Origin of the sequence: Streptomyces sp. NPDC058459 (assembly GCF_042721685.1) — a bacterium.
Classification (GTDB): Bacteria; Actinomycetota; Actinomycetes; order Streptomycetales; family Streptomycetaceae; genus Streptomyces.
The window spans coordinates 23,151-43,484 of sequence record NZ_JBHXLV010000015.1; the positions used below are offsets into that span (position 1 = coordinate 23,151).

Genomic DNA, 20,334 nt, shown 5'->3' on the forward strand with positions numbered 1-20,334 from the left:
TGAACCTGCAGGTCACCACCACGTGTCTGCGGGGATTGAACCCGCGGGAGTAGAGACAGGAGCAACAGGTCCATGCCACCCGGTCTCCCATGCGACCTGGTACCGCGCGAGGCCGCCCTCCACCTGATCGGTGCACCGAACGCCTTGAAGGACCAACTTCACGACGCCGCCCAGCAGTGGGAGCTGCTTAACGAGAATGGACACATACCGGCCACACCCTGTTACACCACGCTGCTCCAGCACGCCGTCGCCGCAGGGGACCTCTCCCGAGGCGTCCTCCGACTGACCGCCGATTTCGCCCGGCGCCCGCACCACCCCGCCGCCGCCGCCGAAAGCGACTCTCCGCAGCAACACCCTCAACTCTTGTCACAGAAACCCTGATGAATATCTCCAACATCCAGCCCCACGCCGCACCTGGTTCCCAGATGGTGCACCAGACCCTCGGTAAGACGCCGTCGGAACTCAGGCTCCTCCACGATGGCACCGAGTTGGTGATGGCCGTCCTCGTGAGCAGAGCCGCGCGTCACCTGGACGACGTGCTCCGTCAATTCACCGATCACGCTCAGCAAGCGGCCATTGCGCTGACGAGCGCTGTAGCCGGCACGAAGTCGATCAACTCCCGGGGTGTCCTGCAGTACTCCGCGATTCAGGTCGACATCCTCGCCGCACGTAGGGCTGACGCAGTCGACCGCCTCAAGGAAGCCATCGCCGCCTACCGCCAGGTGACGGCGGACAAGCCCACGTCCCCTGTCAGCCCGCAGGCCACGCCCGCGCCGTCCACAGCTGCTAGCCGCACCCGCCGATGACTGCGATGCCCATGTCCCGCCACGTCGAGGAGCGCCGTCTGCCCGTCACCGCGCCGGCGGAATTTGCCTACACGCAGTGGCCGAGCGCACCACACAAATGACTACCGAACCCCCCTACGTGACCCAGACTTCGAGCTGTACGACAACGTCGGCCGTGACGCCGACCAGATCCACGCCGCCCGGTACAACCTCGCCATCCACCGCGACCTGAAGCGGTGGGCACGCCGCGACGCCGAGCCCTTCCTCGCCGCGCACCCGCTGCCCGACCAGCCCTGGCCGGCCCCCGACCTCACCCCGTACCTGGATGCCCTCCCGGCGGCCCAGACCCCGACGGAGATCGACACGGTCACCGACCACGTCCTGGACGCCGCCGAACCCGCACTTCGCGCCCTGAGCGACTACCTCGTCGCCGCCGCCCGGTGGAAGCAGGAGAACCGCGGAGCGGCCAAGGGCTCGCCCTCGAACCTGCTGATGACCGCGGCCAGCCGGACGCTGTCGGTCACGGCCCTCGCCGACGAAGCCAGCCTGAACAGGCTCCGTGCCACCTACGACCCGGCCCCCACAACGCCGACCGACCCCCAGCGGGGCGCTGTCGCGAGCCCACCGCCCTCTCCCCCCTCCCCTGGCACCGTGCCCCGCCGGTAACGGCGTGCGCCCGCCAGCCACTCCCCAGAACCCGATCCCGGGCGAGCTGCCGAGCCCGCCCTCACCCGGAGCCCCCTTGACCCATCCTCCGCACGTGAACACCACGGAATGGGCCGATGCTCAACGCCGCCAGGCCGAACACGACGCCCTCATAGTGCGGCTCGCCGACCGCGAAGCCGAGAGGGAGCACGACCTGATCGCTGCCTGCGACGACTGCGCACCCGGCTCCCGTCCGGTGCCGGAGCCGGTGAACGACCTCAACCCCCCGCCGGCTCCCCGACAGCGGCCGACGTCGCTAAGGAGGAGCCGTGGCCGCTGACGAGCCGAACCCCCCGGACTCCCGCACGACCCAGCTCGCGCCGCTTCCCGACCACCGCAACGTAGAGGAACGATGGTGGCAGGAGCTGTGGCGTCGCCACACACACATCACGACACCGCTACGGGCCCGCGGACTGCCCTGCGACATCGAGTTCGGCAGTAGCTCCTACATCGTGCGCGTCTCGCTCCCCGACGACAGCTACCTGACCATCAGTCCGCCGCAGGAGCCCCCCTCCGAACGCCGTCCCGGAGACCCCGAGGGCTGGATCGTGACCCGCGAGGACCCCGACATCGGGACGCAGTTCGAGGTGCTCTACGACTCGGTTCCCTGCGACGACCCCGGCGCCAGCCCGCGGCCCGAAGCCCGCCACGGCGGCAACGCCGAACCCCTGCTTGCGGCGATCGACCACCGTCTCGACCAGCTCGGACTCCTCCCGGCCACCGCCACGCCCCACGCAAGCGCTCACCCAACTCCAGGCCGGCCGACGCGCCCGGCCCAGGACGCCCCCGGCACACCGGAGCGTGGCGCTGCCTACGTCTACGGTGACGCGATGCGCGAGCTGACCGACCGGCTCAACGGAGCCGAGTCGCACGCGGATGCCGCTGCCCTACTGCACCAGATCCTGGAGCCCACCAACGGTCTGCTGACACAGCTCGGCGAATTCTTCGAAGCAGCCGGCGAGAAGGCCAAGGAAGCCGAGGAGGACGACGGCTTCGACCTGTCCTACGACCTCGCCGACGCCGCCGCCGAGATCCGCCAGCTCGGCGAGGTCCTGCACGTGGCCGAGGATCGGATGCGGGCGCTCACTCCGCTCCCGACCCCACCGCGGGCCGCCCCCGCTCGGGCACCATCCCTTCCCCCGGCATCGCCCCCGGCAGCCCCCACGATCCGCCGCACTCGCTGACCCCGTTCCCTCCAGTCCCGCACGTCCCCCGGAGTACCCCTGTCCACGCATTCCTTTATCGCCCGCCCCACCACCGGCGCCGGGTACAGCGGCATCCACCTCCAATTCGACGGGCTGCCCAGCCACCACCTCCCGCTCCTCCTGGCCGCCTACCAGCACCGCTTCGGCCGGGACCTGGAGGCCATGTCCCGCCACCTCATCGACGACGTCACCGTCGGCTGGAACGAGTTGGGCACCGACCTCCTCGACGACGCCCCGCCCGCACTCGCGCACGCGCTGACCGGCGGCGAGCAGTGGCCCAGCCGCACCCTGGACCACCTGGTCACACCGGACGGCGCCCCTGTGGTGCGCATGTCTGTCACCGACGCCACCGCCGACGACATGGACGTGCAGTGGGGCTACGTCCTGCATCCGCAGGGCATCGAAGTGATCAGCATGGCTCACACCGGCACGGGTCCGCTCGTCGCCTGGGACACCGACCCCCGCACCCCCTTCAGCGACCACCCAGCCCACTGGCCCGCCATCACCACCCGCCGGACACCCACCACCTCGGGCACGCCGCCGCAGCCTACTGCCCGGGCAGCGCCGACCGGGCCCCATACGGCTGTCCGCCGCTGACTCTCACCTCCCCTCATTGCCGGAGACCTCCCTGTCCGCTCCCCTGATTACCGTCGTCATCGCCACCCGCCTGCGCGACGACCGCCTCGACTACCTGACCGCCATGCACGCCAGCCTCACCCGGCAGTCCGTGCCGTGGGAGGCCGTGATTGCGCTGGACGGCGCCTCCCCGGACCGCCTGCCGGCCCCGCTCGCGCAGGATCCCCGGGTCCGCACGCTGGCCCTGCCCCGGCCGGTCGGCGCCGCCTGCGCCCGCAACCTCGCTCTCACCCACGTCCGTACCCGCTACGTCAACTGGGCGGATGACGATGACGAGTTCACGGACGACGGGATGTCCGTGCGGCAGGACATCCTGGAGTCGACCGGCGTCGGCTGGTGCGCCGGGTGGAGCCAGGACCAGCACCCCGACGGCTCGACCACCCTCTGGCGCTGCCCCACGCCGCCCGGTCGGCACCAGGCCGGGGAGGTGTGGACGTACTGGAAGTCGCCGGCAGACACCATCCCCATCGGGCCGACCACGATGCTCGCTCGCACCGACCTAGTGCGCGCCGCCCCCATGGGCGGCCTCGTCCAGGGTGAGGACTACTGCGCGGCCCTCGGCGTGACCTCGCTGGCGCCCGGGATCCTGCTTCCGGTGCCGGTGTACCGGTACCGGAAGTGGGGCGGGCAGATGACCGCCCAGGTCGGATACGACCAGCTGGAGGCGGCGGCCCGCGAGCACGCGTGGGCCTACGGCCGCAGCCTGCGTGCCCTGGTGCGCGACGGCGGGAACTTCGTCCATGGCTGAGGCGCAGATCATCCTCTCGCACAGCCGGGCAGCGACGCCACCCCACTGGACACCGCCGCCCTCGGCCCCGCGGTCGAGGTCCCTCGACCATTCCTGGCGCCGGTTCCCTCCGGTCCTCGACCATGCCACCACCCTGCTCAAGGGGTGCCGCCTCGCCCGGCGTCCGCGGCCCGAGGACGCAACGGCCCTCTCTCGCCTGACGGAGGCCGTCCTGGAGGCCAGGGCACTCCTGGAGGGCGTCATCCAAGGTTCCGTGGCCCCCCAGGGGCGCCCAGCCCGGGCGTGGCCGGTCATCCAGACCTGGCTCACCGACGGCGAGCGTTTCCTGCGCCAAGCCCGCTTTAGCGCGCCCCGCCGCCGCCCGGCGCTCCCCGTCTCCGCCCCGGCCCGCCCCCTCACCGCCAGGGCCCGCCCCGCCCAGCACGGCCACTGACCACCCCGCCCCGACCACGTCAGGAGAGCACGCCCCCTTGCAGCCCGGCACGCACTTCACCTTCGGCACCCACCCCGAGCACGACTTCGTCGCCTCCTCCACCGCCTCGATGCCCGCACACCTCGCCCACTGGTTCCTTGAGCGCGAGCAGTTCGAGTCCGTCCCCGACGAGCCGGGGCTCTACCGGCTCAGCCAGCCTGAGCGAGATGGAGCCCGCCGCACCCGTCAGGCCGTCCACGACCTGCGTAGCCACGGCTACACCGTGCAGGCCGACATCCGCGTAGACCCCATGCAGTCCGCCACCGCTGCGCGCCCGGTACGACCCAACGGCCTCCAAGAGCGCCGCACACGTCTTGCCCAGGCCGCCACCGGCCGGATCACCCAGCGCGCAACCGCGCCCACCACCTCGCCGCCCTCAGCCCGGCCGATCCCGCCGAAGCCCACCTACGCACCGACCGTCCACCTCATCGCAACAGGCACGGCGCGTTCCCGATGACACAGCCGAGCAACCCGACTCCGGACGGTCCCCCGCCGGTGGCGAGGGACATCATCGAGAGCGCCCGCACCTTTCGCCTGCGGATGGCGGTCATCGACCACGAGTGCGAGGTCGCGCTCGACATGACCCGCGACCGCTACGGCCGCACCGTCCACGCCGACGCAGCCACCGCCGCGCGAGACCGTCGCGGCACCGCGGCCGTCGAGACGTACACCCAGTACCTCGCCCCGCACGCCGAGGAACTTATGGATGCGTCCCGCCGCGCGCTGGATGAACTGCCGTCTGCCCAGCACCTGGCCGGGTGGCAGGCGGTCCTGAACGGCCTGGACGCCTCCGCCGCCGAGATCCGCCGGGCCCTTGAGCGGCCGGCCGCAGGCCCCTCGGCCGAGCGCGCTCAGCGGGCGGCGCTATGGCCGCACCTGACCGCGTGGGCCGATCACGGCTCCCTCGCCAGCAACCTCGCCGACCAGCACAGGGCCCAGTACCACCAAGCCCCGCTGACACCGGAGGAACAGCAGGCGTGGACCGAGAAGGCCAGGGCCGCGCAGCGGCGCGGTGAGCTGGATCTGATCGAGTCCTGGTACGCCGCCGACGGCCAGCACATCACCCTGGCCCACCTCGTCGAGGACGACGACTCGACGGTGGTCGCACTGCACGGAGACCCCGGCGCGCCGGGCTGGCAGGTGATCGGGCACTACGCCCACGAGTTGGCGGCGGGCAAGGCCCTGTTCCCCGCGGTCCCGCCCGGAGTACTGCGCGCGGACATCTCCCGGTTCAATCGCCCGGTGCCGGCCCCAGAGGTGTCCCTGCAGGAACTCCTCCGCGACGTCGTCGAAGCCCACGGTGCCGGTGACGCCTCAAACGCGCTCCTGAGCGCCGTCCAGCGCGGCTACCACGCCGGTCCCATGATCCGCCTCCAAGAGCTGGTGGAGACCAGCGGCCAGTTCGCCGGCGCGCTGGAGACCGTGAAGGGCCACCAGATCGCCGCCCGCCTGTCCGCGCTGGGCCGGCAGATCGAGTTCCTCACCGGCGAAATCGAAGACGCGGCCGAGGACCTGGGCGCGACCGTCGCCGTCCTGCCCCCGCACCGCACCCCCGTCCTGCGCGTGCGCTCCCGCCCGGCCGTAGACACGACCCCGCCCACGCCACCACCGCGCGCCAGTACGAGCGTCCGCCACCGCTGAAGTGAGAGAGCCCTCGTTGTCCCCGACCGCATCCCCGCCCCGGCACCGCGCCCCACCTACGCCGCGGTGCGCCGACGGCGGGGAGCGCGATGCAGGGGAGGGGGCTGCTCGGCGAGGTGTGCGACTCAAGGCGGTGCCGGCCGCTTGGCCGACGCCGATGGACAGAATCACCATCTTTCAGCTACCCACGATAGGAGGCCCGCCTTGCCCGAAGCACCAGAGCTGTTCATGACGATCCGGCACGCCATCACCGGCGAGATCACCACCACGAGCTACAACCTCGCCGCCCGGCGGATTCTGCTCCAGGACGGGTTCGAAGAGACGCCAGGCTGCGCCTGCCGGGCGACCGAACCCGGTGCGGAGCGGACGTACTGGCCTGCTCGGCAGCCGGCGAGCTGCTCGTCGCCGGCCATGCCGTGCACCGGGACCGAGCCTTCGGTCGGCCGGTGAGTGCCGACGGTACGCACCGGTTGTCCCGGTCGCCGATGTCGGCACAGTCCGTGATCCCTCTGAGAGCGGCCAGCCTCTCCCGCGCATCGCCAACCCCGCCCGCACTCAGATCTGTTGAAGGGGTCTCGTTGTGACCACATCCGGACCGCCTACAAGTGCAGCGCGTACCAAGGGCGGCGAACTACGGGCCAAGGTGGCCCGACTGCTGGCCGACCGGCCGGCGGACACGCTCACCATCGGGGACATGGCCCGGCAGCTGGGCCACTCCCACGGCGCCGTCCGCAACGCCGCCCTCACTCTGGTGCGACGCGGCGAGGCCGACCAAAGCGGAACCGGACAGCCGGAATTCCGCGCGAACGCGAAGACCGCCGCAGCCGCGCAGACCGCTGTGATCAGCCCACCGGGCACCCACGCTCCCCGGGCCCAGGCGGCCACGGCCCACACGACCATTCCCGCAGCGGCCACGACCAGGCAGACCGGCCCGATCCGCCGCGCGGGGGGCCAGCTCTACCACCCCCGGGAGCTGGCCGATCTGCCCGACGTCGAGGCGCTGAACCGCCTGCGCGACGCCGACGTGCCGGTGCTGCTCTACGGCCCTCCGGGCACCGGCAAGACGAGTCTGGTCGAGGCGGCGTTCCCGGACCTGCTCACCGTCGCCGGTGACGGCGACACCACGGTCGGCGACTTGATCGGCGAGTACACGCAGGCCGACGGCGGAGGTTACGTCTTCCAGTACGGTCCGCTGGTCACCGCGATGACCGAGGGCCGCGCCCTGCTGATCGACGATGCCACCTTGATCTCCCCGAAGGTCCTGGCGGCGCTATATCCCGCGATGGACGGGCGCAGGCAGATCCAGGTCAAGGCCCACAAGGGCGAGACGATCAAGGCCGAGCCGGGCTTCTACGTGGTGGCTGGCCACAATCCCGGCGTTCACGGGGCGGTGTTGACGGAGGCGCTGTCGTCCCGGTTCAGCGTGCAGATCCAGATCGGCACGGACTATGACCTCGCCCTGGCACTGAAGATCGATGCCCGGGTGGTCCGGGTCGCCCGACACCTCTCCCACCAGGTCGACCTCGGCGAGCTGGGCTGGGCCCCCCAACTGCGAGAGCTGCTCAGCTACCAGAAGACCCAGGCCGTCCTCGGCACCCAAGCCGCGCTCGCGAACCTCGTCGGCATCGCCCCTGTGGAGGATCGCGACGCCGTCGCCGCCGCCGTCATCAAAACTGTCGGCGTCAAGCAAATCGCGCCCCTCACCCTCGGCAAGCAGCTCCCCGCCTCAGCCGCCCGGCAGCCCGCGGGCGGCACCGTCTCCGCGCACCGGGGCCGCTCGCGATGAGCGCCCACCACCACGTCCAGCCCCCCGCCACCACACCGGACGACGACGACCTCGCGCGCTGGGACGACGACGGCGCCCCGCCCCCGCAACCCCGCTCCGCCCCGGCCGCCTGGCTTCGCGTGGGAGCCGAACTGGGAGACCGGCTGGTCGACCTCTCCGGCCGCCAGGACCTCCTCGTCACCTGCCGCCCCGGCACGCGCAGCGGCGCACCGGCCGCGTTCTTCCCCACGCTGGGCGAAGTGGAGTTCGACGCCGGCCTGTTCGCCCCGCTGAAGCCCCACGAGATCCATCCGCGGATCGTGGGTGACGAGGAGCGGTATCCGGCCGCCTGGGGAGTGTTCGTCCACGAGGCCGCGCACGCGGCCCACTCCGTCTGGACGGCGCCTGCCGGAGCGGACCCCCGTGTCGTCGAGGCCGCGCTCCTGCTGGAGGAGAGCCGTGTCGAAGGCGCCCACCTGATCATGCGACCCACGGACCGCACGTACCTGCGCACCAGTGCCCGGACCCTGGTCATGCCCGATATTGCCCACCCCACCTTCCAGGGCATTGAGCACGCCGCCGCCGTGGCGGCCCTGGTCCTCGGCCGCCGTGACGTCGGCATCCTGGACGCCGGCGAGACCCGCGCCGTCGCTGACCTGTGCGAGAAGGTGCTGGGCGCAGACCTGCTGGCCACCCTCACCCGCATCTGGACCGCAGCCCACCAGTGCGCCGACCACGACGCCACGACCATGCTCGCGCACGCCCAAGAATGGTGCGACGCCCTGGACGCCGCTGCCCCCGACCTGCCCGTGCCGGAGGGCCTGACCGATCTGCTGTCCGGCGCTGTAGGGATCGTCATGGACAGCGCGGCCGCCACCGACGCCGCCGACCTCGCGGCACAAGCCGCCGCGAACAACGCCATGGCCGCGCAGTCCAAGACGCAGGCTCAGGACCGCGCCCAGCAGGCCGACCGACGACGTAAAGCCGCCGCCACCGCCAAGAGCGTCTTCAACACCTGCGGCACCGTCACCCCCGACGGAACACCGGCGCCCTCCAGCAACCCGGTCACCGGCACCCGCAGGCCCACCGCCGCCGAGCAGCGCGCCGCCGCGCGCCTGAGCCGCGCCCTGCGTGCCGCCGCCTACCGCGAGCGGACAGAGGAGCGGACCACCAGCCCCACCCCGCCCGGCCGCCTCAACATGCGCGCGGCACTCGCCCGCGACGCTCAGCGCGCGGCCGGGTCGGTCCCCACCGCGGAACCCTTCACCCACACCCGCCGCCGGAACTCCCCCACCCCACCGCTGCGTGTGGGTATCGCCGTCGACGTCTCCGGCTCCATGCGTGCCGCCTGCGCGCCCGTCGCGTCCGCTGCCTGGATCGTGGCACGCGCAGCAGCCCTGACCGACCCCGACTCCCTGACCGCCACCATCGCCTATGAGGGGCACCTGACCGCATTGACCCGACCCACCCACCGAGCACCAGAGCGCGTGATCACGTTCGATGCCAACGGCGGCAGCCACAACCTCGGCGACGCGATCGACGCACTCGACCACGGCCTCGAACTCCGCCGCCCCGGCGCCGGCCGCCTTCTCGTGATCGTGACCGACGCCTGGTACGACAGCGACGAAACCGCTCAGGCCGTCACCCGCGTCAAACAGCTCACGACCGCCGGCTGCGCCGTACTCCAGCTCACCCTCACCGCGGAGTCCCAGCACCTGCCGGGGACCACCTTGCTGCACCTGCCCAAGCCCGCCAGCGCCCCCGCCGCCATCGCCACGGCGGCCACAGACGCCATCCGCAGGACACGCTGACAGCACATAAGACAGAAAGCAGGAACACCCACGTGGCAGTCCGTACGACCTGGAAGATCGTCCACAGCTGTGGACACGAAGTGACGCATGACCTGTCCAACCGCCCCGCCGATCGGCGCGCCGGATTCGCCCGCTGGCTCGCGACGAAGGACTGCACCGGCTGCTGGAAGGCATCGCGCGACGCCGACACCGAATCCAAGGAGGAGTGGCTCGCGGCCAGGCGCGCCGCGGAGGAGGAGGCAGCACGAGCGTGGGCAAAGCGATTCGACATGCCGCCGCTGGAGGGCCCTGAGAAGGCTCTGGACTGGGGCGAGCGCTCCCGCCACCAGCTGATGACCGACGCGCACACGTCGCTGGTCGTGGAGGGGGCCTGGGATGAGTCGGACTGGGCGGAGCTGGAGGAGCAGGCCCGCGCCGTGATCCTAGCCAGCTGGTGGATCGACCAGCGCGATGCCGAGGGCTCTGACCTGCTCGAACTTCTGGAAGCAGCCGGCGAGGAGGGTCTCGGCACGGAGAACCCGTTCCGCTGAGGCCGGGGCAACATAGCCGGACAACGCCGGTTAGCCAAACCGGCGTTCCTGCGGACCATTGATCCTCCCGCCGTTCCCTGCGTGGAAGGACTCCGCTTGCTTCCCCCGCCCTGGACCCCGCAGCCCGCCCCGGTCCTCGCCCCCACGCCCGACCCGCTTACTCCCACCCGAGACATCACCCACGCCCACTTCCAAGCCGGCGAGACGGTCGTGGTGCTCAAGGGGGTAGCCGGCGGGGAGCTGTGGGGAGACGCGATGCGTATCGTCGCCCCGTCCTGGCACGCCCCCACCGACGAAGACGGATGGCGGCTGCGCGACCCGACCGGCGGCGCTCAGACCTATACCACCGCCCACCCCCGCTACCTCGTGCACCTCTCGCGCCGCTGCCCCGACTGCCTGATCCATCTGCGGGTTATGGAGGACACCTTCCTGTCGCGCTTCGCCGACCGCGAGGAAGTGATCGACTGCGGCTGGTATACAACCACCGCCCTGGGCCAGCTCGTCCACCTCGCCGACGCGCGGGGCGGCCGATGATCCCCCGCCTGCACGAGCGCACGCACCACTCCCACGGCCCCCTGGAAGAGGCGCTGGGCCGGCCGGTCTCCCCCAACGAGGGCTTGGCGGACCACACGGTCGTCGCCCACTGGCCCGGCCTGAACCACTTCACCCTGGACGACGCACAAAAGACGTGGACGGCCACCCAGTGGGCCGAGCACCTTGAAGGCCCCTACCTGGAGCACCCGTTCGCCGCCAGCCCGGCTGACAACCGGCAGGCGATCCTCCACGCGGACATCCGCCTTCATCCGCAGGACCGGGACCTGACCGGCCCGGAATGGGCAGAAGTCGCTCATCGACTCGCGCGGGCCGCCGGTATCGAGATCCCCGGCAAGGAGCACGGCTGCCGGTGGATCGCCGTTCAGGCGCAGCCCAGTCGTCTGGACCTGATCGCCAATCTGATCCACCTCGACGGCGCCTGGCACACCCCACCCGCCGACAGCCTGCGCCGCCTCTCGGACCAGGCCCGCCGCATCGAGCAGGACCTGAACCTGATCCCCGTACGCACCGGCTGCAGCGCCATCCCGGCCGCGCCTACGGCATCCGCCCAGCTCGCCCGCGTCCTCGCCCATCTCGCCGAGGAACAGGCCGGCCCTCTGGCCACGGTCCGCGGACTGATCGAGCACACCGCCCACCGTCTCGAACGCCAGCCGGGTCCCGCTGGTGCCGAAGCGGCACACGGCCTAGAGCTGATCGCTCGCCGCCTGCACGCCATTCAGCAAGATCTGGACTCCACCGCAGCACACTTGGTCCAGCCCCGCACTGCCGCGCTTCCCCCGCCTGCCCGGCGCTCCACCTACCGATTGCTGTAGGCGAAGCCCCTCTGCCGACGACCGACCACTTCCTGGACATCCGGCGCGACCCGCACTCTGGTGAACTCCGCGCCCGCTGAGGCGACCCCGAGGCTCGCAGCCTCCTGCAGCGCGCGGGCTTCATCGACGTCGTCTGCCTCCACGAGACCTACCACCGCGCCCCCACCGGCCTGAGCCGGGACGACGAGGCCCTCTTGTCCACCGGCGCCGTTGCCCGCCTCTGGGCGCTCGGGTACCACGTCACTGCGTCAAGGACCTCGACACCGACGCCCGCCCCGCCAGTCACCCCACGCTCGGCTCCTCCGTCGCCCACCTCGCCGAGCCCATCCGCGAGGCCACCACCACCGACGAGGCGGCCGTTGCGCTGACCGAACTGACCGCCCCCGGCGACGGCATCCTCGCCGCCCTGCAGGAGGTACTGACCGCCGCCGACTTCCACGACCACCTCGGCCAGCCGGCCGACCCCTAAGTCGCCCGGCACCTGCGCTACCTCGCCGAGGAATACCTGCACCTCGTCGGCACCGATCTCGCCCACACCCGCAACGCGCTCGCCGACCGGCACGCCCCAAACCCCGGCCGTAGCGCCTGCAGCGGTGAGGTACCGGCCGCCGGACGGGAGCGCTCCCGCCATGTGCGCCTGCCCGCATTCGCCCCGCCCGCTCCCGGCCCCACCTCCCCCGCCGGCCGCCGCTATGCGCCGCTGACCTCCCACCCTCAAGGACACCATGCACGACCCCACCTCCGAGCGCCTCGCCTCTTACGCCGACATCCTCGCCGGCGAACTCCCCAACACCTGGGCCAGCTCGCTCCTCCCCGCTGATGCCAAGGACGACCTCACCGACCTCGCCGAGCGGATCTGGGACCTGGACTTGGTCGCCGCCCATCTCGCCGAATATCCGCTGACCGAGGCTGCCGTCCTCAGCCGCGCGGACGGCGCGCAGCTCGCCGTCCTGAACCGGCACGACAGCCGGGATAGCTTTCTCCTCGCCGCCCTCGCACCACCGGCCCTGCCCGACGAGGCGTATCGTGCCGTCCCCGAACCCAACGGCATCGCCCTGGGAGACGACCCCTTCCTCGGCGCCGAACAGGTCGTAGGCGACCTCCTCGTCCGCTACGACCGCGCTCTCGCCCAGGTGCGCCGCAACGCGCTGGCCAGCATCCGCCTCTCCCAGCCGGACCGGCTCGTCCTGACCTGGCAGCTGGACGGCAGCATCGCCACCGCGCCCGCCGACGACCGCGCCGGCGCCGTCCTCACCGCCCACGGCTTCATGCAGGACCCACCCAGCGGCCTCTACCGCCTCAGTGGTGACGACACCCAGGCCCAGGCCAGCGCCCTGCGCGCGATCGGCCCGCGCATGGACGCACTCGGCATCGACACCGCCCTGCAGAACCCGGCGGGCGGGAACGCGCCCACCGCCGCGCCAGCTTCCGCACCGCCCGTCCCGGCCGGCAGCCGCACGCAGGCCACGAGGTCCCGGTAGGACAGACCGCCCGCAACGCCTGCAAGCGCGTTGCATGCTCCGCGCAGCGGACAGCCACCGTCGCGCCACCACGTTCCGGCTTCCCTCTCCCGAAGCCCCTCGCCCCTGGCATCCCCGTAAGGAGCCTGGGTGGTCCCGGTTACGGCGCCGCACCGCCCAGGCTCCCCGCCTGATCCCCGGAGAGAGCGTCACGCCCCGCACACCCCCGCCCATCAGCAAGCAGCTCAAACCGCGCCTGGCCACAGCCCTCTTCCGCCACTACCTACGCGCCTGCCTCCCGACCGGCCCGATCGCCCCTCGCCGCTGGCCGGCGCCCGCCCCGAGAGCGCCCTCGCGGAGACCCAGCGCATCGGCCACCGCCGCCACTACTGACCGTCTCCCGACCCGGAGGAGCATGTCCCACCCCACCTCGCACCCGCTGCGACTCGCCGACGACATCACCCGCCAGCTCGGTCAGCTCTCCGACCACCTCTCCCAGCTCCCCGCGCCGCAGGCCGCACAGGTCATCGCCCGCATCCTTGACCCGGATGACGGGGTCCTGGGCGGTGTCGCCCATCTCGTCATCACCGGCAGCCACTTCGCCAAGGGCGAGGCCGAACGAGGCGCCCTGCCCGCAGAGGTCTGGCTCGCTCTCGGTAGAGCGGCAAACGAACTGCACGACATCAGCCTGGACTTGGACGAGCACCAGGACCTCCTGCGGCACCTGGGCACCGGGCCGGCCACCACAGTGGCCAAGCCTCCGGCGCCCGCACTGCTCGTCGCCCGGCGGCACCGGTGAATAAAAAGCAGTGGCAGGGCTGGGGACCGGGCGAAGCGGCCGAGCAGCACTACCTTGTCCAGCCCCGCGCCCTGGCCGGCGGCGGCGACGTCCGGCACGTCTCGGAATTCCTGCGCGCGTGCGGGTGGCGGGAGAAGTCAAAGTCCGGCGGCCCGCTCCTCATGGAAAGCCCCAGCCGCGCGCTGCGCGTCGCTTACGACCCCTACGTCATTTCCGGCGGATGGACCATCCACGGTCGGGCCGACGCGCTCAACGGCGAGTGGTCGGCACACCTGGGCCAGCAGACGCCGGTGGAGATCGTCGCAGGGATCACCGACGCCCTCACCCGGCCCCGCTCCGCTCATGCGCCCAACGTCTGGGCGCCGCTGCAGGAGCCGTACTGGCACACCCGCGCCGAGGGCGAGCACTACGTGGCGACGAGCCCGGACGGCAGCGCCAGCCTTCACTACCAGCACGGTCCCGACGGGTCAGCGGCGTGGTGGGCCGGAGCGCACGACATGCAAAACAACGGCTGGTCGGCCAGCTTCACGCCGAACACCCCGATGCAGCTGGTGCAAGGCTTCGCCTCCGAACTCGCCAATCCCGAGCCGGTCATGCGCCCGCGCGGACGCGTCCCGAGCAGCGCACAGATCCGCACCTGGTCAGTCTCCGTCACCCCCTCCCAGCTCGGCGCCTGGCAGCAGGCCCGGATCACCGCCGCCCGCGCCGCCACTTGGGCCCGAAACAGCGTCCAGAGCAGCCGACCGCGCGCCAAGGCCCGTCCCCACACCTTCGCTGACGGCGCCCGAACCCGGCGCTGACCTCCGCACCCTCTCCAAGGAGCACCATGCCCGCCCCCACCCCAGCCCGCCTGAGCATCCTGACCGACACCCTCGCGGACCTCACCGAGTACCTGCGCGAGAACCCCGAGCCCGCCGAAGCCCTCGCCCTCATCGAGCCGCTCCTGGATGAGTACACGGGCCTGCCCGTCCAGTTCGCCGACACCCTGCGCGCGCTCGCCCGCACCGTCCAGGAACACCAGACCGGCGTCGGCGCGGTGCAGGTCAGCCTCTTGGTCGCCGAACTGCGCACCGCCGCCTGGGAACAGAGCGACCAGCACACCCTCCACTACGTCCTGGACGAACTGCGCGTGCTGCACAAGGACTTTGGGGACGAGCCGGGGTGCGGCCTGTGCCGTTGAGCGAACGCCAGCTCGCCTCCTTCGCCGACAAGCACGCCGGGCAGATTCCCTTCGACACCGGCCCCCGCCACCTCGCCGGCCCCGGTGACGCCCGCCACGTCACCCACGGCCTGGCCGCCGCCGGATGGACCACGCTCTCCGACCCCCTCGACGCCGAGGTCGTGCTGCGCAGCCCCGATCACCGCAACCGCATGGAGTTCGACCCGCAGTCCACCACCTCCGCCAGGTGGCGACTGCGGGCCCGGGGCAGCGCCAACGAACGAGGTTGGTACGCCGAGTTCGGTGAACTCGTCCCGGCCGAGGTCCTCGCCACATTCACCGATGCCCTCATCGCACCCGCCTCACCGCAGCCGGACCCCTGGGAGCCGGTGACCCGCGCGGGCTGGCGGCACGACGAAGCCTGGGCGGCCCACTCGCCGGACGCGATGTGCCACATCGAACGACGGCCGCTGAACGAATTCCGCGACCGACCGTCCTGGCATATCGAGATGCGCGACGCCAGCGACGCCCGGTACCCCGGCCCGCGTCTCTGGCACGCATACCTCGACGAGAACGTCCCCGATCACCTCGCCTACGCCTTCCTGCAGGGGCTGACCGACCCGAACCCGCTGCAGCGCGGCATGTTCGACCGCACCGCCCACCACAGCGCCGTCAAGGAGCCGAGTCCGCTGCGCCCGCAGCAGGTCGTCGACGCCCACACCGCCCGAATGAAAACAATTCACGCACAGGTCCGCACCGCACGTCGCCAGCAGACCACCCCCGCGACCCGCCCGGCGTCCGCCTCCGCCGCCCAGCCGGCCGCCCGCCGCTGACCCGGAAGGACTCCCCCCTCATCTCCCGCACCGTGAACCACCGCCGCACCTCACTGCGGCGCCTGAACCGCTACCTGCGCGCCAGCGACCGGATCCTGGCCTCCTGGGACGCCTACACCGAGTTCCACACCGACCTGGACGGCTGGCCCTTCGATCCCGACGCCTACGGCCGCAGGGCCGCCGCCCGCGACGGCGACACCGCTGCCGCATTCGCCGACACTCGCGCCGGAGCCCGCCAACTCCTCGCCACCGCCCGCCTCCAACTCCAGCACCTGCCCGCCCACCTCACCCGCCAGAACTGGCCCGGACAGCTGACCCTTCTGGATGAGGCGTTGCACCACCTGGACTCCCTGGACGCGCAGTGGCGCCAGACCCGCGACCAACTTCCGGAACACGCCGGACCAGGCACCGAGGCGTACGACGACGCACTGGACGAGCACCACGCCGAATGTTGGAGCTACCTGGATGACTGGGCCTGCCACGGCCGCGCCATCCTTGACATCCAGGCCGCCACCCGCCGCACAGGCCCCCAGCCCAAGCGCCCCCGGCTACCTCTCCTGACCTCGCGGCACGGCGGCTACCGCGCAACTCGGCGGTGAGCGTGCCCTCCACCGCTGAGACCGTCGAGGTCGACTTCATCACCCCGCGCCATCTCGCCGGTGGCGGCGACCCCGCCTGGATCACCGTCCCCCTCCACCGCGCCAGCGGCTGGAGCCACGGCAACGACCCACTGATGCCGCGCGTCCTGCTCTCCAGCCCCGACCAGAAAGCCCTCCTGCGCCTGGAGCCTGACCCCGACGGTCAGTGGTGGACCCTCCGGCACGCCGCCGAACCCGGCCGGCCCGCCTGGTACGCCAGCTTCGGCGCCCACACCCCCGTCGAACTCATCGCCGCCGTCACTGACACCCTCACCGCCCTAGCCTCGCCGGGAAGTGAGTCTGCCGACCCGTTCGAACCGCTCCGGCAGACCGCCTGGTCCGCTCCCTCCGTCGGTGCCGACGGCCTGGTCTCGCCGGACGACACCGCCTACGTCCAGCAACTGGGCAGCGCGGAGGAACCAGGGGCCTGGTTCGTCACCGCTACCCTCGGCCCAAACCGACCGGTGTGGCAGGCGCACTTCGGCGCCCACACCCCGCCCCACCTCGTCGCCGCGTTCACCACCGCGCTCGCCGACCCGAACCCCGTGTACCGCACCACAGGCGCGCGCGGTCTGCCGACCCTGAACCCCCACCTCGTCACTCGCAGGTACGTCGACGTCCCCGCCGTCTATGTCGCCGCCGCGCTGGAGGAACGCGTCCGCTCCCTCGCTGCCCGGCACAACGCCACGCCGACCGCCCCACCCCCCTCACGGCAGGCCCCGTCTCCCCAGCCCGGCCACAGCCGCTGACCCCCGTCCCCGCCCGGAAGCGCCTCACCCTTGCCACCCTCCTCGAACAGCAACACCGACGGGTACGACCTCGCCCTGCGCCTCCTGCTCGGCCTGGCGGCCATCGCCGTCCCCCTCGCCCACCTTGCCTGGCTGGGCGGCAACGCCGCCGCGTGCCTCACCGGAGCTGCCTGGGCGCCCTACCAGCCCACCGCAGCCCTGCTCCACCCCGAGCAGGTCTGGCCCACCGTGGGAGAAACGTCCCTGCTGGTCGGCGCCCGCATCGTGCCCGTCGTCCTGCTCGTCGCCCTCACCGCGGCGGCCGGCCTCCTGTGGGCCCGGCACAAGGGCCAGGGCGGGGGCCGGAAGAAGATCACCGATATGGCCAAGGCCCGGGACATCGAGCCCCTGATGGCAAAGGCAATCACCGACAAGGCTCGTTCCCTGAGGCCGAGCCTGAAGAACACCAAGCGAATCGACGCTAAGGACACCGGCATCCTCCTGGGCAACCTGCAGGGGACCCGGCACGAGGTGCGGATGGGGTTCGAGGACGTCGCCGTCGCGATCATGGCGCCTCGATCCGGCAAGACGACCTCGCTGGCCATCCCCTCCATGCTCGGCGCACCCGGCCCGGTCCTGCTGACCTCCAACAAGGCCGCCGGCGACGCCTTCACCACCGCCCACGAGGCCCGGGCCCGAGCGGGGGCGGTGTGGACCATGGACCCGCAGCAGATCGCTCACGCCGCCCGCGAGATGTGGTGGAACCCCCTGGCCTCCGCGAAGACCCTGGACGGGGCGAACCGGCTCGCTGGACACTTCCTCGCCGCCTCGGTGGATGCCTCCCAGCAGGGCGACTTCTGGTCCAAGGCCGGCAGCAACATCCTCTCCCAGCTCCTGCTGGCCGCCGCGCTCGACGAGCGCCCGATCACCGACATCATGCAGTGGCTCGCCTTCCCCGCCGACCGCACCCCGCTGGACATTTTGCGCGACCACGGCTTCGCCGCCGTCGCCGCCCAGCTCAAGGGCACCGTGGAAGGCCCGCCGGAGACTCGCGACGGCATCTACGAGACCGCCCGCCAGTACGCCGCAGCCCTCCTGAACGCGGAGATCGCCGCCTGGGTGACCCCGCAGAAGGACGCGGCGGAGTTCCGGCCGGAGCAGTTCGTCACCTCCGCCGACACGCTGTTCCTGCTCAGCAAGGATGGCGGCGGCGGAGCCTCGGCACTGATCGCCGCGTGCGCGGACTCGGTGATGCGGGCCGCGACCGCGCAGGCCGAACGTGCCGGCGGACGCCTCGATCCGCCCATGCTGGCGATCCTCGACGAGGCCGCCAACGTGTGCAAGATCAGCGACCTGCCGGACCTGTACTCCCACCTCGGCAGCCGCGGGATCATCCCCATCACGATCCTGCAGTCCTACCGCCAGGGCCAGAAGGTCTGGGGGGACGCAGGCATGGACGCCATGTGGTCCGCCTCGACCGTCAAGGTCATCGGCTCCGGCATCGACGATCCAGACTTCGCGGACAAGCTGTCCCGCCTGATCGGCGACCACGACGTGCAGACCACGTCCACCTCGCACTCGGAATCCGGCAAGAGCACATCAGTGTCGATGCGGCACGAGCGGATCCTGCCCGCCGACGCCATCCGCGCCCTGCCCAAGGGCACCGCGCTCTGCTTCGCCACCGGCATGCGCGCGGCCATGCTCGATCTACGGCCGTGGTACCGAGAGCCCGGGGCGACGGAACTGTCCGCCGCATCCGACCGCGCGTCGCAGGCGATCACCGCCCGAGCGGTGGCGAAGCACACGCCCGCGCAGTCCGATTTCGGGACGGTCGCGTGAGCCCCACGCCGTTGCACCTGGTGCCGGTCCGTTCGCGCCAGGCGAAGGAGTTCGTACGGACCTGGCACCGCCACCACCCGCCGCCCACCGGGCAGATCTTCGCCGTCGGCGCCGCCGACGAAACCGGCGTCCTTCGCGCGGTCGCGATCGTCGGCCGGCCAGTGGCCCGCCACTTCGACGACGGTGCCACCCTCGAAGTCACCCGGACGGCCACCGACGGCACGCGCAACGCCAACTCACTCCTCTACGGGGCATCGTGGCGCGCGGCGAAGGCCCTCGGGTACCGGCGACTTATCACATTCACGCAGGTAGGCGAGAGCGGAGCCTCCCTGCGCGGCGCAGGCTGGCACCTGATCGCCCGCCTCCCCCCACGAGCCGGATGGCACACCGCTTCCCGGCCCCGGACCGGCAACGGCAACGACCGTGTGGCCCGCTTCCTCTGGCAGGCCACCGACCCGACGCCGACCGTCCCCAGCAGCGTTCCTGCAGCGCAACCGACCGGACCGGAGTAGCACCGCACATGATCGACTTGACCGAACACACCCGTCTGCTCGGGCAGGTTTACCTCACTCTGAGGGAACTGTCCACCGAGGCCGCACGCATCCGGAAGGGCGAGATCGCCAAGCCGGTCCGCGAGATCGCGCCCCTCAGTCTGCAGGTGCACGAGCTGGCCGCGCAGTGCACCCGGCAGGTCCACGACCTGTCAGTCAGCCACTATCCAACGACGGCGGGCGGCGCCGAATCCCTGGCCCACCTTGCCGGTGCCTGCGCACAGATTTCGCTCGCCGCCACCCTGTGCAACCTCGCCATCCACCACCGCACCGAGATCTGCCTCTACGAGGACGCCGACCCCACCCCCGCAACCAGCGCCGAGCAACTCCGCCGCGCTGAGGACGAGATGCAGCGCGCCGCCACCACTTACCGCGCCGTGGCACAGCAGTTGTTCCGCCGTCTCGCTTCCTCAACGACGCGCCCTGAGTTCGTGCACCGCACTTCCACCCAGGGCAACGCGAAGCCGCCGGCCCCCGCAGATCGGCGCCGAAACTGACAGCACCGGGCCTGGCCGAGGGGGCCACAGCGACCGTCCCACCCGCGGCAGAGCCCGTACGGAGGGGCCGCCGGTGATCGGCAGGCATACGCCGACGTGCTGTTCGGCCTGCGGTTCGAGCGCTGTGTCCTCGTTCGCAGGGCTGCGAGCATCCTCAGTCGACAA

The 20,334-nt window shown here is 71.7% G+C and carries 26 protein-coding genes; 25 read left to right on the forward strand and 1 reads right to left on the reverse strand.

Annotated features, from left to right (window positions below; genetic code table 11):
• Positions 1-380: 380 nt before the first annotated feature.
• From ACFWN1_RS05385 to ACFWN1_RS05455, 15 genes are all read left to right on the forward strand, one after another.
• Complete coding sequence (locus ACFWN1_RS05385; protein WP_384358425.1) at positions 381-806, forward strand: hypothetical protein; 426 nt, start codon at positions 381-383, stop codon at positions 804-806.
• A gap of 63 nt (positions 807-869) precedes the next feature.
• On the forward strand, positions 870-1,451 hold the full coding sequence (locus ACFWN1_RS05390) for a hypothetical protein (protein ID WP_384358427.1): 582 nt from the start codon (positions 870-872) through the stop codon (positions 1,449-1,451).
• A gap of 94 nt (positions 1,452-1,545) precedes the next feature.
• On the forward strand, positions 1,546-1,770 hold the full coding sequence (locus tag ACFWN1_RS05395; protein WP_384358429.1) for a hypothetical protein: 225 nt from the start codon (positions 1,546-1,548) through the stop codon (positions 1,768-1,770).
• A complete protein-coding gene (locus ACFWN1_RS05400; RefSeq protein WP_384358431.1) occupies positions 1,760-2,674 on the forward strand; it encodes a hypothetical protein in 915 nt (304 codons plus the stop codon). Before ACFWN1_RS05395 ends, ACFWN1_RS05400 begins: the two co-directional genes overlap by 11 nt.
• A 183-nt stretch (positions 2,675-2,857) precedes the next feature.
• Positions 2,858-3,292 (forward strand): hypothetical protein, encoded by a 435-nt coding sequence (locus ACFWN1_RS05405; RefSeq protein ID WP_384358433.1) that lies wholly within the window; start codon positions 2,858-2,860, stop codon positions 3,290-3,292.
• A 43-nt stretch (positions 3,293-3,335) separates the two neighbouring features.
• A complete protein-coding gene (locus ACFWN1_RS05410) occupies positions 3,336-4,079 on the forward strand; it encodes a glycosyltransferase family 2 protein (protein ID WP_384358492.1) in 744 nt (247 codons plus the stop codon).
• Positions 4,072-4,512, forward strand: coding sequence for a hypothetical protein (locus ACFWN1_RS05415; protein WP_384358435.1), 441 nt, complete (start codon positions 4,072-4,074; stop codon positions 4,510-4,512). Before ACFWN1_RS05410 ends, ACFWN1_RS05415 begins: the two co-directional genes overlap by 8 nt.
• Positions 4,513-4,549: 37 nt before the next feature.
• Entirely contained in the window at positions 4,550-5,008 is a 459-nt protein-coding gene (locus ACFWN1_RS05420) for a hypothetical protein (protein ID WP_384358437.1), read from the forward strand.
• Complete coding sequence (locus ACFWN1_RS05425; protein ID WP_384358439.1) at positions 5,005-6,192, forward strand: hypothetical protein; 1,188 nt, start codon at positions 5,005-5,007, stop codon at positions 6,190-6,192. The genes ACFWN1_RS05420 and ACFWN1_RS05425 overlap by 4 nt, the downstream gene beginning before the upstream one ends.
• Positions 6,193-6,420: 228 nt before the next feature.
• Entirely contained in the window at positions 6,421-6,642 is a 222-nt protein-coding gene (locus tag ACFWN1_RS05430; protein ID WP_384358494.1) for a hypothetical protein, read from the forward strand.
• A 193-nt stretch (positions 6,643-6,835) separates the two neighbouring features.
• Positions 6,836-7,978: an AAA family ATPase gene (locus ACFWN1_RS05435; RefSeq protein WP_384358496.1), complete on the forward strand. Its 1,143-nt coding sequence runs from the start codon at positions 6,836-6,838 to the stop codon at positions 7,976-7,978.
• Positions 7,975-9,768 (forward strand): VWA domain-containing protein, encoded by a 1,794-nt coding sequence (locus ACFWN1_RS05440; protein WP_384358441.1) that lies wholly within the window; start codon positions 7,975-7,977, stop codon positions 9,766-9,768. The genes ACFWN1_RS05435 and ACFWN1_RS05440 overlap by 4 nt, the downstream gene beginning before the upstream one ends.
• A 32-nt stretch (positions 9,769-9,800) precedes the next feature.
• Positions 9,801-10,298, forward strand: a complete 498-nt coding sequence (locus ACFWN1_RS05445; RefSeq protein ID WP_384358443.1) for a hypothetical protein — start codon at positions 9,801-9,803, stop codon at positions 10,296-10,298.
• A 96-nt stretch (positions 10,299-10,394) separates the two neighbouring features.
• Positions 10,395-10,832 carry a hypothetical protein gene (locus ACFWN1_RS05450; protein ID WP_384358445.1) on the forward strand — a complete coding sequence of 146 codons (438 nt, stop codon included), beginning with the start codon at positions 10,395-10,397 and terminating at the stop codon, positions 10,830-10,832.
• Complete coding sequence (locus tag ACFWN1_RS05455) at positions 10,829-11,665, forward strand: relaxase/mobilization nuclease (protein ID WP_384358447.1); 837 nt, start codon at positions 10,829-10,831, stop codon at positions 11,663-11,665. The genes ACFWN1_RS05450 and ACFWN1_RS05455 overlap by 4 nt, the downstream gene beginning before the upstream one ends.
• Before the next feature lie 148 nt (positions 11,666-11,813).
• Here ACFWN1_RS05455 and ACFWN1_RS05460 read toward each other — a convergent pair whose 3' ends face one another.
• Positions 11,814-12,227, reverse strand: a complete 414-nt coding sequence (locus tag ACFWN1_RS05460) for a hypothetical protein (RefSeq protein WP_384358449.1) — start codon at positions 12,225-12,227, stop codon at positions 11,814-11,816.
• 163 nt (positions 12,228-12,390) lie between these two features.
• Here ACFWN1_RS05460 and ACFWN1_RS05465 point away from each other — a divergent pair, with 163 nt between their 5' ends.
• The 10 genes from ACFWN1_RS05465 to ACFWN1_RS05510 all read left to right on the forward strand — a co-directional run bounded on the left by ACFWN1_RS05465 (position 12,391) and on the right by ACFWN1_RS05510 (position 20,169).
• The gene (locus ACFWN1_RS05465) at positions 12,391-13,146 is read left to right on the forward strand and encodes a hypothetical protein (protein ID WP_384358450.1); all 756 of its coding nucleotides are present in this window, start codon (positions 12,391-12,393) and stop codon (positions 13,144-13,146) included.
• Between the two features lie 394 nt (positions 13,147-13,540).
• The gene (locus tag ACFWN1_RS05470; RefSeq protein WP_384358452.1) at positions 13,541-13,924 is read left to right on the forward strand and encodes a hypothetical protein; all 384 of its coding nucleotides are present in this window, start codon (positions 13,541-13,543) and stop codon (positions 13,922-13,924) included.
• Positions 13,921-14,724: a DUF317 domain-containing protein gene (locus ACFWN1_RS05475; RefSeq protein WP_384358454.1), complete on the forward strand. Its 804-nt coding sequence runs from the start codon at positions 13,921-13,923 to the stop codon at positions 14,722-14,724. Before ACFWN1_RS05470 ends, ACFWN1_RS05475 begins: the two co-directional genes overlap by 4 nt.
• Before the next feature lie 26 nt (positions 14,725-14,750).
• Complete coding sequence (locus tag ACFWN1_RS05480; protein WP_384358456.1) at positions 14,751-15,104, forward strand: hypothetical protein; 354 nt, start codon at positions 14,751-14,753, stop codon at positions 15,102-15,104.
• A complete protein-coding gene (locus ACFWN1_RS05485) occupies positions 15,095-15,916 on the forward strand; it encodes a DUF317 domain-containing protein (RefSeq protein WP_384358458.1) in 822 nt (273 codons plus the stop codon). Before ACFWN1_RS05480 ends, ACFWN1_RS05485 begins: the two co-directional genes overlap by 10 nt.
• A 32-nt stretch (positions 15,917-15,948) precedes the next feature.
• Complete coding sequence (locus ACFWN1_RS05490) at positions 15,949-16,515, forward strand: hypothetical protein (protein ID WP_384358460.1); 567 nt, start codon at positions 15,949-15,951, stop codon at positions 16,513-16,515.
• Between the two features lie 2 nt (positions 16,516-16,517).
• Positions 16,518-17,303 (forward strand): DUF317 domain-containing protein, encoded by a 786-nt coding sequence (locus ACFWN1_RS05495; RefSeq protein WP_384358462.1) that lies wholly within the window; start codon positions 16,518-16,520, stop codon positions 17,301-17,303.
• Positions 17,304-17,333: 30 nt separating this feature from the next.
• A complete protein-coding gene (locus tag ACFWN1_RS05500; RefSeq protein WP_384358464.1) occupies positions 17,334-19,121 on the forward strand; it encodes a type IV secretory system conjugative DNA transfer family protein in 1,788 nt (595 codons plus the stop codon).
• Positions 19,118-19,633, forward strand: coding sequence for an XF1762 family protein (locus tag ACFWN1_RS05505; protein ID WP_384358466.1), 516 nt, complete (start codon positions 19,118-19,120; stop codon positions 19,631-19,633). The genes ACFWN1_RS05500 and ACFWN1_RS05505 overlap by 4 nt, the downstream gene beginning before the upstream one ends.
• Positions 19,634-19,641: 8 nt before the next feature.
• Positions 19,642-20,169, forward strand: a complete 528-nt coding sequence (locus ACFWN1_RS05510) for a hypothetical protein (RefSeq protein WP_384358468.1) — start codon at positions 19,642-19,644, stop codon at positions 20,167-20,169.
• The last annotated feature ends 165 nt before the right edge of the window (positions 20,170-20,334 follow it).